Origin of the sequence: Mycobacterium sp. SM3041 (assembly GCF_039668335.1) — a bacterium.
GTDB lineage: Bacteria > Actinomycetota > Actinomycetes > Mycobacteriales > Mycobacteriaceae > Mycobacterium.
The window spans coordinates 58,031-69,296 of sequence record NZ_JAYXBQ010000011.1; the positions used below are offsets into that span (position 1 = coordinate 58,031).

General features: G+C 64.4%; 9 protein-coding genes and 1 pseudogene. 6 read left to right on the forward strand and 4 right to left on the reverse strand.

Translation table 11 applies throughout. The features are described 5' to 3' along the window. Positions 1–5: 5 nt before the first annotated feature. Positions 6–1,685, reverse strand: a complete 1,680-nt coding sequence (locus VXD91_RS04835) for an NAD-binding protein (RefSeq protein WP_346414801.1) — start codon at positions 1,683–1,685, stop codon at positions 6–8. Between the two features lie 5 nt (positions 1,686–1,690). Then, positions 1,691–2,131: a cupin domain-containing protein gene (locus VXD91_RS04840; RefSeq protein WP_346414802.1), complete on the reverse strand. Its 441-nt coding sequence runs from the start codon at positions 2,129–2,131 to the stop codon at positions 1,691–1,693. A 62-nt stretch (positions 2,132–2,193) separates the two neighbouring features. Between VXD91_RS04840 and VXD91_RS04845 the strand changes: the two genes are divergently transcribed. The 3 genes from VXD91_RS04845 (at position 2,194) to VXD91_RS04855 (ending at position 3,875) form a co-directional block, all read left to right on the forward strand. Beyond that, complete coding sequence (locus VXD91_RS04845) at positions 2,194–2,604, forward strand: hypothetical protein (RefSeq protein WP_226520670.1); 411 nt, start codon at positions 2,194–2,196, stop codon at positions 2,602–2,604. Further along, complete coding sequence (locus VXD91_RS04850; RefSeq protein WP_346414803.1) at positions 2,601–3,191, forward strand: GNAT family N-acetyltransferase; 591 nt, start codon at positions 2,601–2,603, stop codon at positions 3,189–3,191. Before VXD91_RS04845 ends, VXD91_RS04850 begins: the two co-directional genes overlap by 4 nt. Before the next feature lie 147 nt (positions 3,192–3,338). Then, positions 3,339–3,875 carry a CHAP domain-containing protein gene (locus tag VXD91_RS04855; protein ID WP_064979367.1) on the forward strand — a complete coding sequence of 179 codons (537 nt, stop codon included), beginning with the start codon at positions 3,339–3,341 and terminating at the stop codon, positions 3,873–3,875. A 5-nt stretch (positions 3,876–3,880) separates the two neighbouring features. On the opposite strand, the gene VXD91_RS04860 is transcribed toward VXD91_RS04855, so the two are convergent. Further along, positions 3,881–4,933 (reverse strand): class I SAM-dependent methyltransferase, encoded by a 1,053-nt coding sequence (locus VXD91_RS04860; protein WP_346414804.1) that lies wholly within the window; start codon positions 4,931–4,933, stop codon positions 3,881–3,883. A 212-nt stretch (positions 4,934–5,145) separates the two neighbouring features. Between VXD91_RS04860 and VXD91_RS04865 the strand changes: the two genes are divergently transcribed. The 3 genes from VXD91_RS04865 (at position 5,146) to VXD91_RS04875 (ending at position 9,828) form a co-directional block, all read left to right on the forward strand. Continuing rightward, positions 5,146–6,984, forward strand: coding sequence for an SLC13 family permease (locus VXD91_RS04865; RefSeq protein WP_346414805.1), 1,839 nt, complete (start codon positions 5,146–5,148; stop codon positions 6,982–6,984). Positions 6,985–7,251: 267 nt separating this feature from the next. Beyond that, complete coding sequence (locus VXD91_RS04870) at positions 7,252–8,676, forward strand: HEPN domain-containing protein (protein WP_318986751.1); 1,425 nt, start codon at positions 7,252–7,254, stop codon at positions 8,674–8,676. A gap of 303 nt (positions 8,677–8,979) precedes the next feature. After that, on the forward strand, positions 8,980–9,828 hold the full coding sequence (locus tag VXD91_RS04875; RefSeq protein ID WP_318986750.1) for a hypothetical protein: 849 nt from the start codon (positions 8,980–8,982) through the stop codon (positions 9,826–9,828). A gap of 253 nt (positions 9,829–10,081) precedes the next feature. Here the strand turns inward: VXD91_RS04875 and VXD91_RS04880 are convergent. Further along, a pseudogene (locus VXD91_RS04880) lies at positions 10,082–11,264 on the reverse strand (IS481 family transposase). Positions 11,265–11,266 lie beyond the last annotated feature (2 nt).

The window sequence follows — 11,266 nt, forward strand, 5'->3', positions numbered from 1 at the left end:
TGGCGCTACGGCGTCCGCTGACCGGTCAGCAGCGTCTCGATCAGTTCGCGGTACGGACCGACCAGATACGCGGTGTCGCCGGCGCACAGTTGGGCGTCGCGCCGCGGTCGCGGCAGCGTGGTGCCCGCCCGCGCGATGGCGATGACCCGAATCTGCGTCGGCACCTCCGCCATCCGCATCCCGTCGAGCGCGCTGCCCGCGTCGATGTGGACGCCGCCCACCATGAACGACTGCTGGCCCACCGAGAAGGTGCCCACGACCTGTAGCCCCATCGCCGCGCCGACGAACCACGGGGCCGCCAGCTCGACCGTCGACCGGACGTGCGCGAAGCCGAAGCGCCCCGCCACCGCCGCTCCGAGGGTGCGGTCGTAGATCCGCAGCACCAGCGGGACGTCGGGCCGGTCGATTTCCGGCAGCACCCGGGGACTGAGCATCTCGCGCAGCACGATGCCGGTCTCGATGTTGACCATGTCGTCCTGCGTCAGCACCGCGATGGCGCGCGCCCGGTCCAGGCGGGCGAGCTCGAGTGTCTGGCGCAGGGTCGCGTCGCCGAAGATCACCGGGACATCCAGCTGGGCGGCCTGGGCCAGGAACCGGTTGGTCTCGTCCCGTTCGATGACGGCGACGTCGTAGCCGGCCGCAACCAGGTCGCTGACCACCCGGATACCGAACGAGCCGAGGCCCACCACGACGATGTGGTTGCGCAGGTGCTGCACCCGCCGGCGCCCCGACGAGTTGCCGAGCCGACGGGACAGCAGCGCGTCGGCGACGAACGCGACCAGGATCGCGGTGGTGGTGACGCCGGCGAACATGAGCCCAATGCCCCACAGCCGCAACCAGGTTGGTTGATGCATGAAGCTGAAATCGCCGTAGCCGACCGTCGCGATGGTCTCGGTCGAGAAGTACAGCGCATCGATCCAGCTCATGCCGGCCGGGTTGTGATAGGCGAAGCGCAGCAGCACCGTCGACCCGAGCAGCAGCGACATCGACGTGCCCAGGGCCCACCAGAAGATGGGGTTGATGTCGTCGCGCAGGACGCGCAGCGTGTCGATTACGCGGCGCGGCCATGGGCGGTGGGTTCGGTTGCTCAGCGGACGCGGCACCGTGATGCCGGCGTCCGCGAGTTCGTCGGCGGTGCCGATCATGGCGGTCCAGTCGCCGGCGCGCACCTCGAAATCCCTACCGGGACAAGGCGTCACCTCGCCAGGCGCGTCCGAGTTCTCCCCGCGGACGACGGCGACGGGCGCCAGGTCACCGAACATCTCCCGCAGTGTGGCGTCGCGCGGGGCGTCGGTGCCGGAGATGACGTAGTCCACGCCGGCCACCGAGATGGTGTGGGTCGTGCGGGCCAGGCAGGCCTCGACGACCGACGGCGCGGCCAGGTCGGCGACGTCGAGAACTGCGCCCGGTCCGTTGTCCTGCGCCACCGCGGCGCGCAGCACGCTGTTGGCCAGCCGGGTCACCACCCGGACTGTGGGGTTGAGTTCCCTTGCCAGCAGCGCGATTTCGAGGTTGACGGCGTCGTCGTCGCCGGCGCAGACGATGGCGGCGGCGCTGGTGACGATGGCCGCCTTGAGGCCGGCGGGTTCGTGGATCGTCACGACGGTGGCGCCCGCCGCCTGCAGACCCTCGGCGATCCGGTTGGCCAGCGCGTCGGTGCCGCAGACGATGACGTGCCCCTGCATGTGCCCTACTGACCAACCAGCGCGAAGTCGGCGAAGTCGAAGCCGGGCACCACCACACAGCTCACCAGGGTGGGTTCGTCGTCACGGGGGCGTGCCCGCTGCCAGTGCCCCGGCGGGACCAGCGCCTGCGGCCGTTCGCCCGCCGCGACGTCCGCCCCGAGCAGCACGGTGTCCGCGGTCGCCTGCTCCGCCCCGACCTCCAGTAGCAGCGGACTGCCGCGATGGAACAGCCACAGCTCGGCGCTGTGCACGGTGTGCCAGGCGGACTGCTGCCCGGGCAGCAGCAGGAACAGGATCGCGGTCCCGGCACTGCGCGGGCCGGAATACTGCGCGGGCAGCGCGGATTGGGGGACGGTCAGGTCGCTGCGCCAGGTCTCGCGGTACCAGCCGCCTTCCGGATGCGGCGACAGGTCGAGCTGCCGCGCCCAATCGGGGAGATCGGTCATGGCACTTGAGGCTACGGCTGATCAGCTGCGTCGGCCTGCCGGACGGTCGATAGGCTCTTGTCATGGAACGGTTGCGGCCCGCCTGGATCGTCGCGCTGTGCGCGTTGGTGCTGTTGGTCAGTGCCTGGTTGCCGTGGCTGTCGAGCCCGGCGGGGCACGCGAACGCCATCGGCGGGAAGGTCGGGCACATCACTGTTCCGCCACCGGGTTTCGGTGTCGGGCAGCTGATGGTCCTGTTGTCCTCATGCCTGCTCGTGGCGGCCACGATGGCCGCGCGCCGGCTCTCGTCGCGCGCGGCTTCCGTTGTGGCCCTGGTGCTTTCGGCCGGCCTGGCGGCGCTCGGGGTCTGGTATCACGTGCTGTACGTGCACAGCCCGGTGGTCGCGTCGTACGGGCTGTACATCGGTCTGGTGTCGGCGGTGCTGGCGATCGTGCTGTCGGTGCTGGCCTCCGTCGTCGCCTGGCGGTCGTGATGGGATTCGTCGAGCCCGTCGTGCTGACGGGGCAGCGGTGGGTGACGCTGGAGCCGCTCACCGCCGATCACATCCCCGAGATCGCCGCGGCCGCCGCCGATGAAGACCTGGGCCGGTTGTGGTTCACGTCCGCGCCCTCGCCGGCGACGGCAGCGGAATGGGTGCAGGCCCGGTTGGCGGTGCAGCATCCAGATACCGGGCTGACGTTCGTCGTGCGCGCGCTCGACGGCCGGCTCATCGGGTCGTCCAGCTATCTCAATGTGGACGGTCCCAACCGCCGCCTGGAGATCGGCGCCACCTGGTACGTGGAGTCGGTTCGCCGGACCGGGGTGAACACCGAAGCCAAGCTGCTGCTGCTCTGGCACGCTTTTGAAGCGCTCGACTGTATAGCAGTGGAGCTGCGAACCCACTTCTTCAACTCGGCGAGTCGCGCGGCAATTGAGCGGCTCGGAGCCAAGCTCGACGGGGTACTGCGCTCACATCAGTTGCTCAGTGACGGCTCCCGCCGGGACACCGTGGTGTATTCGATCCTCGATGTCGAATGGCCCGCGGTGCGCAACAACCTGCAATTCCGCCTGAACCGGTAACTTCTTCCGGCCCGCTGATCAGCATGTCTTGAGCAAAACTTGACAGTTTGCCAAGCTATGTTTTTGAATTCGTGTCTAATCGTGACCGAATTGTGATTTGATCCAAGCATCGGTTCGTTCGCTTGATCGGGGGGACGGATGTACGCAATGAGCTTCAAGTCGTATGCGGGTGTCATGCTCGCGGCCGCTCTGATCGCGGGCGCGGGGGTGGCGGCGGCGCCCCCGAGCAACGCCGACTCGGCGTCGTACGTCGACCCCATGTCCTACGGTCAGCAGACCGGTCAGCCCGCCGGCCAGCAGTACGCCGGCCCCGCCCGGACCATGGGCGCGGTACAGGCCTCGAACTCCGGCTGGCCGGGCCAGTGCACGTGGGGTGCGCTGCAGATGGCCTTCCAGAACGTGGGCTACTACCCGGACATCCACGGCAATGCCAGGGTCTGGGCGGACGCCGCACGGTCCCGCGGCTGGACGGTCGTGGACGAACCGCAGGCCCGGTCCATCGCGGTGTACCCCGCCGAACTGCCCGGGGTGAGCCAGTACGGCCACGTGGCCTGGGTGAATTCGGTGTCCGGCCGCTGGATCAACATCACCGAGATGAACAACGAGTCCCACGGCGGGCCGTTCGCCTGGTGGACCCGCGACACTCAGCACATCCCCGGGATGAGCTACATCCTGATTCCCTGACGCCGTTACGGCCGTGCTTCGAAGACGAGGTTGAACGGCGTCTCGGTGGCGCGCCGGAACCTCGTGAAGCCGCTCTTGTCGACGACGACGTCGCGCAGCCTGGCCTCGCCGGCCTGCGCGCCGAGCGCCGGCCCGTTGCGGGCGAGTGACACCGGTACGCAGATCTGCGATGACGCGCCGTACATCATGCGGCCGATCGGATTCATGTTGTCCTGCACCCGATCCCCGGCGAACGGCTCGACGATCATCGCGATGCCGTCGTCGTTGAGCGCGGCCCGGGTGTGCCGCATGGCGCGGACCGGATCGCCCATGTCGTGCAGGCAGTCGAAGAACGCGATCAGGTCAAAACCGTTGTCCGCGTAGCTCGTTGCATCGGCGACCTCGAAGCGCGCGTTCGTCACCCCGGCTTCCGCCGCGCGTTCGGTCGCGACGTGTATCGACTCGGGGTGGTAGTCGTAGCCGATGAACGTCGAGTTCGGGTACGTCTTCGCCATCAGGATCGTGCTGACGCCGTGGCCACAGCCGACGTCGGCCGCCTTGGCCCCGGACTCGAGGCGTTCGATCGCGCCGTCCAGTGCCGGCAGCCAGGAGCCGACGAGTTCGGCGTTGTAGCCGGCGCGGAAGAACCGCTCGGTGCCGGCGAACAGGCACGGATGGTGCTCGCCCCATTCCAGGCCGGCGCCGGTTTTGAAGTTCTCGGTCGTGCGGTCGAGGACGTGGAACACCGCTTCGACGATGTTGTAGGCGCCGGGGATATCGACGGGGCCGTTCGGGTCGGCGAGGCAGGCGGCCTGCTCCGCGCTCATCGACCACATGCCGCTGTCCGGGTCGAACTGGACGTAGCCGCCGGCGGCCTGGTTGGCCAGCCACTCGCGCACGTACCGCTCCACGGTGCCGGTCTTCTCGGCCAGCTGCGTGGCCGTGAGCGGCCCAGCCGCCAGGGCCTTGTACAGCCCGAGCCGGTCCCCGATCAGGACCAGGCCGGCACTGATCGCGGCACCCATGTCGCCGATCGCCATGCCGAGAAATTGGTTCAGCTTGTCTTCGTCCACAGGCATGTCTGGACCTCCAGAAATGTGGTTGCCAGCTTGACTGTACGACTGCGGAAATTCCTGAACAATGCGTAGTTTTTCGACGGTCGAATGCGTGCTGGGGCCATAGGCGTGGCGGCGACGTGCACTCCGGATTCGCGGCATCTCCGACCGATCCGTGGCGGCGAATGTTATTGATCAAGGGTGTTCGTATCGGTCGGCGTCGTTCAGGTTCGCCAGTGACTCATCAGATGTGGATCGTCGTAGGCATCCTGGCCGGCGCCATCGGCCTGTTCGTGTGGGGCCGTCCGCGCGCCGACATCGTCGGGGTACTGGTCGTCGTCGCGTTGATGAGCACCGGCGTGCTGACGCCGACCGAGGCGCTGGCCGGCTTCGGTTCGCCCGTGGTGATTCTGTTGGCCGGCATATTCATCGTCAGCGCGGGCTTGGTCAACACCGGCATCACCCAGCGGCTCGGTGAGTTCGTTGTCAAGGTCGGCGGCCGCAGCGAGTCGCGGCTGGTTGCGCTGATCATGGTCCTGTCGGCCGGTATCGGGTCGGTCATGAACTCGTCGGCGATCGTCTCGATGCTGATCCCCGTGGTGCTGACGGTCACGGCCGCAACGGGTTTGAACCGCAAACGCATGCTCATGCCCTTGTGTGTCGCCGTCATGATCAGCGGCATGATGACGTCGATCGCGTCGTCGCCGAACATCATCATCGAGGGCATCCTCAGCCAGCGCGGCATCACGCCGACGCTCGGCTTCTTCGGCTTCACGCCGTTCGGTGTCGTCACGCTCGCGGTCAGTCTTGTTTTCATGCTCCTGGTCGGGCGTAACCTCTTGAGCCGCAACCGGACCGGAGTGGCCGACGCGCAGGAACCCTCCACATTCGACGTCATCGCGTCCTACGGGCTGCGGCCCCGCTGGCACCTGCTGCACGTATCCGCTGACTCACCACTGGTGGGGCAATCGGTTGCGGCGCAACGCCAACCACTGCGCGAGCGTTACGGCCTCGATCTTCTCGGTTTCGAGAAGCACACCCGCGGCGCGGCGCAGTACCTGTCGGCGCGGCCGGAAACCGTCTTCGAGCCAGGCGATCTGGTCTTCACGCTCGTCGATGAACAGCAGACCGCCGCGGTGGCGGCCGACCTGCGCTGTCAGGTCACCGGCCCGCGGGCCGAAGACGAGCGTCGCGAAGTGCTGCAGAACGTCGGGGTGGCCGAGGTGATGCTGGCACCCGAGTCGAAGTCGATCGGCATGACGCTCGGCGAGCTCGATCTGGCCGCCGCCCATAACGTGACGGTCCTGGCGGTCCGGCACCGCGGCCAGAGCATCACCGAGGACCTGCCCGGACGCACCCTCGACTTCGGCGACGCGATGTTGGTGGGCGGCAACTGGGACGACATTGAACGGCTCAGCGATTCGCGCCGGAACTTCATCCTGTTGAACCTGCCCGCCGAGTATCAGCAGCGGTTGGTGGCGCCGGGCCGGGGTCGTGCCGCGGTGGTCATCCTCATCGCGATGGTCACGTGCATGGCGTTCGGCTGGCTGCCCAGCGCCGATGCGGCGCTGCTCGGGGCACTGGCCATGGTCGGGTCGGGCTGCGTTCGCGTCGACAGCATCTACCGGTTGATCAGCTGGAGCACGCTGGTCCTGATCGCCGGGATGTTGCCGTTGGCCACGGCGCTGGCCAAGACCGGGACGACGACGCTGATCGCCGGTCACCTGGTCGACACGCTGGGCAGTCTCGGTCCGACCGGCATGCTCGCGGTGGTGTTCCTGGTGACGGCGGTGGTCGCCTTGTTCATCTCGAACTCCGCGACCGCCGTGCTGATCGCGCCGGTGGCCATCGAAGCGGCGCAGGCACTGCACGTCTCGCCGCAGGGATTCGCGATGACGGTCGCCATCGCCTGTTCGGCCGCGTTCGTGACGCCGGTGTCGTCGCCGACCAACATGCTGGTGATGGAGCCCGGCGGCTACCGGTTCTCGGATTACGCGAAGGTCGGCGTGCCCCTGCTGGCGCTGACGATGGTGATCACGGTGGTGATGGCCCGGCTGATCTACCTGCCGGGTTAGCGTCCTACGTCGAGCGTGGCGGCTGACGAGACGAGCTTGCGCACGCTTCCATCTGGGTGACTACCCGTTGAATCTGGTCAACTCGAATCTCGCAGCGATTCTGATTTCCAGCTGGTATCTGAAAGGTGGCGATAGAAGTATCGTTCTAGGCCCCAACGGCCGTCGGAATCCGAGGTCTGTCCTAATTGTGAAGTGCTGGGCGTCTCGGCGGAATGTTGAAAATGCAGGACGGCCGACGCTTCCAAGTGCAACGGCTAATATCTGCCTATGATGATCGAAAGGCAGCAACAAGTTCTCCGCGAGTTTGTTGTTGATGCGCTTGCAGCTCTTGATTCAATGTATGAAACTCCGGAAATAGATCCGGACGATGATTATGACACTTGGTCTCGATCGCCCGAGGACCCCGAGCTTTTGAAACGTGTTAAAAAGCGTGGTGCTTGGCACTCCGAATATGGATCGGCATGGCCAGAGTGGGTCGACCTACGTAACCTGAAGTCGTATGCAGCTGTGCTCGAGATATTTCTGACTGATGAGAGTGTATTGCAACGAGCATTAGTAGCGTATGGTCTGCCGTATGAGATGATTCGTATCGGCCTCGATGATCTGTCGAATATAGAAAGACTATTACAGCAAGGGTTACTTGCGCCGCAGATAAACAAGGGCGATTTCGTCTTTGACGACCAAGTTTTCAGTTCGTCTCTTGATCGTGTCATCAAATCACTACGGGACACAAACGTTGTGATAAGGACGTATACCCCGCTTCGGTATGTATACGCAGCGTCTGAGGTGCGGGTATCCCCAAACTGTTCAATTCGCCCCTTGACGGATGAGGAGTTGGACACGGCGGTCGGATTCGGGATTCTGCCATTCAAGCGGATCGGCGCTGACACGGCGTACTTACCGGATCGGTTTCAGACGGTCGTCGCCAGAGAATACAGGTTCGACTTAGCGCCTTCGTTTCCGTGCGCAGATAAGCTCGTGGATGCGCTCGTAAAGAGAGATTGGTTCGAGGAGACCGAACAATCTGATGCCGATATTGTCGCCGCTGTTGGGCTGATGGATAAAATCGATGCCATCGACAGGGGCGAAAGATGGATGGAACTTCGTACGTCGGCTCAGAATCTGTGTCTGAGAGAAGGATCGGTCTATGCCCCGGAGTACTTTCATAGAGGCCCGCGTACTATTGAGATTAGCGCTGATGATGGGCCTCGGATAGGTATGGTTGTAGCTGCGCTTGCGAATGAATCAGTACGCGATCGACTATCTGTCGCAGTAGACAGGCTACTGGTTGCATCTACTCGCCATCGCCCGTCGGATTCTATTGTTGACCTAGCAATTGCGGCCGAGTCGCTTTTCTGTAACGATTCTAGAGGGGAAGCGACGCAGAAGATTTCGGTTCACGCCGCTCTCTTTCTTGCCGACGAAGGGTATGGCGCTTCGGATGTGCGCACATTTTTCAAGAAGGTCTACGACTACCGTAGTAGCATTGTCCATGGAAGCCGGCGTCGGACGACTCGCCAGCGGGATGAGCTCATTGAATTGCGAGATCAGCTTGCAATCTATATGAAACGAGCATTACGAAAAGCGATTGCAGAACTTGCCGAGAATTCAGCTGCACTTGATTGGGCGCTGCGGCTAGATCGATGCATCGACGGTCCTAATAATGTCGCGCGCGTAGCCGGGGCGCCGTAGTTAGTCGCTGCACGGTGCACGTTGCACGCTGCGCGGTCTCGGTGGCGCAATGCGCGGGCGGTGGGCGATGCCTAATCGGAAGGTGTCCGCCGTCGGGGCATCCCCCGGTGGGTGTCGGTTGGCGTGGATGCGCCGTAACGGCGTGTGGATGCGGCCGACGATGCCGAAGTGCTCCGTCTTTCCGGGCCGCCTGCAATAGATGGGCACTGGTACTGCTGCGTGACGCGGTTGTGGGCTTAGTTCGACAACGGCGCGGCGTGGTTGATTAAGAATGCGGGCGGCTAGATGAGAATATGACCGTTTGTGACAGGCTTTCAATGGTTCCAGGCTGTCGGGATTGTGGTTGCGCTCGTCTCCTTTCTGGCCAGCTTTCCGACCACGATTCAAGCTTGGAATGAAGCGCGCATGCACGTAGAGCGAATCGACCAGAACGGTAAGGTGGTTGCCCAAACAGATGAAGAGGGTGTACAACGAGTTCTGTTAGATGACAACAACTTACACGCGCTCAGGCTGGCGGCTCTCCGCGTATTTCCCACGCCAAAATGGACCCGTCGGGTCGGCACTTTAGCAACGCTGCTGTACCTCGTAGCCGTCGCTGAGTTGGTGGTGCTGCCAATTGTCGGACTCGGATGGAAATCGGTAGCCTATGCACTCGCCACATACTTCACCGCGCTAGTTCTCGCATCTACCGTGACAAGCAGAATATGGCGCTACCATGCGAATCGGAACGCGTTTGCGCTCCTTGGTGCGCCCGCCAACTTTCGAGAAGCCACACGATCGCGAGCTCCGTACCGCAATTCGGTCTTTCACATCTACTACGTCTACTACCGGCGATCTATGACGATTATCCGACGCGCAGCTTCTAACTCGAATGACGAGGATGCGGAATCCCCGTTGCCTGAGGGGCGAACGGCGGCGATACGAGCGATGCGACCAGAGCTGACGGAGATGTGGGACGGCATCATCACTGCGCAGGAACGCTACTACCGCAAGAAGCATTGGCGGGGGTGGAAGGTCCGTCAACGGGCGAGACGCGTCAGAAAAATCCGCAATCGCCGAGAACGGGATGTGCGTCGCCGACAGCGCACCGAACTGATCGGCCAAATAAGGGGCGAGCGGCAGGATCGACGCAATAGTGGGCGTAATAGCTAGGGCGCTTTGCCACGCAGCGCGCTTCGGTATTCCCGGTGGGAACCGCGAGCAGCCAACGGCAGAGTGGCCTACGGTGTACCGCCGAGGATAACCACACAGCGCCAGTGCATTAGGGGACCGCGCCGCGCGGCGACCGATGAGGGTGGCGACGCACGTCCCATTAGTCGGGGCGGGAGCGCGTTCGCAGGCTGTCGGACTTCGGTTGATGGGTGACCGATCTGTTTCGGTTGATCCTTGACACTCGTGTTGGTGGTCAGGCCTGTTCGCGGGTGCGGCAGGCCTTCTTGTTTCGTACCGCCCCGGTGCTGTTGCGGGCTGCGGTTTTGACCAATTGCTCGCCGACCCAGAACCTCAGCAGGTCCCCGTCGACATGAACGTCGCAGCGTTGCCCGGCCCAGTGCCTGCCGATACTGACCTGCTGCCACGACACGCACACCACCCCGTTGGTGGTGACCCGCCGCGAGACCCAATCTGAGCCCTGGCGCTGGTGCTCGCGCGCAGCTGTGGAGGTCGACGGTGCCGCCGCCGGCGCTGATGCGGTGAACCGCTGAGCTGGGGTGTCCATCTTCAGGGACTGGTGCGGCCGGGCGGTGTTGTACTCGATCACCCACTCATCGAGCGCCTGCTGCGCCGCCTTCAAATTGGGGAAAGGTGCTGCGGTAGAAAGGAACTCCGCGCGCAGACTCCGGTGAAACCGCTCGATCTTGCCTGTAGTGGTCGGCGAGCGCGGCTGGGTCAACAAGTGCTCGATGCCGTGCTCGCGGCAGATCGCATCAAAGAGCACCTCCACCGGTGGATGGTTGAACCGGCCGGTGAACACCTTGCCGTTGTCGGTCAGGATCTGTTCTGGTGAGCCGTAGGTCGCCAACGCACCGCGCAGTCCATCGCACACCGCGCGGGTGCGCTCGCGAGTCATCAGCCGGGCGCACACGCACATCCGGGAGTGGTCGTCGATCCCGGTCAAGGCCTTGGCGCTGGTCCCGTCAGCCAGCGGGAACCCACCGACGACATCCATCTGCCACAACTCCATCGGCGCGCCCCGCTCCCAGCGTTTCCACTTGCGGGCCCGCCGGTCGCGCAACCGCGGATCGATCAACCCCGACCGCACCAACGCCCGGTACACCGCCGACTCCGAGGGCACCGGTGACACATTGCGTTTGGTCAGCTCGAACACCAACCGCCGCGGCCCCCAATACGGACGTGAGCGCCGCAACTCCAGCACCGCCGCTTCGACCTCGGCTGACATCTGATGCGGACACGACACCGGCCGGTGTGACCGATCAACCAACCCGTCCAAACCCTCGGCCTCATACCGGGCCAACCAGGCATGCACCGTCTGACGCGACACCCCCGCCTTCTCGGCCGCCTGCGTCACCGACAACCCATCACTGATCACTGCCAGCACCGTCTGATGCTTGCTGCTCAGCCACGCTCAACT

Bases quoted from the DNA above. Each gene is read 5' to 3' on its own strand.
- VXD91_RS04840 (WP_346414802.1), bottom strand. From the start codon at position 2,131: ATGACCGATCTCCCCGATTGGGCGCGGCAGCTCGACCTGTCGCCGCAT.
- VXD91_RS04845 (WP_226520670.1), top strand. From the start codon at position 2,194: ATGGAACGGTTGCGGCCCGCCTGGATCGTCGCGCTGTGCGCGTTGGTG.
- VXD91_RS04870 (WP_318986751.1), top strand. From the start codon at position 7,252: ATGATGATCGAAAGGCAGCAACAAGTTCTCCGCGAGTTTGTTGTTGAT.
- VXD91_RS04860 (WP_346414804.1), bottom strand. From the start codon at position 4,933: ATGCCTGTGGACGAAGACAAGCTGAACCAATTTCTCGGCATGGCGATC.
- VXD91_RS04855 (WP_064979367.1), top strand. From the start codon at position 3,339: ATGAGCTTCAAGTCGTATGCGGGTGTCATGCTCGCGGCCGCTCTGATC.
- VXD91_RS04835 (WP_346414801.1), bottom strand. From the start codon at position 1,685: ATGCAGGGGCACGTCATCGTCTGCGGCACCGACGCGCTGGCCAACCGG.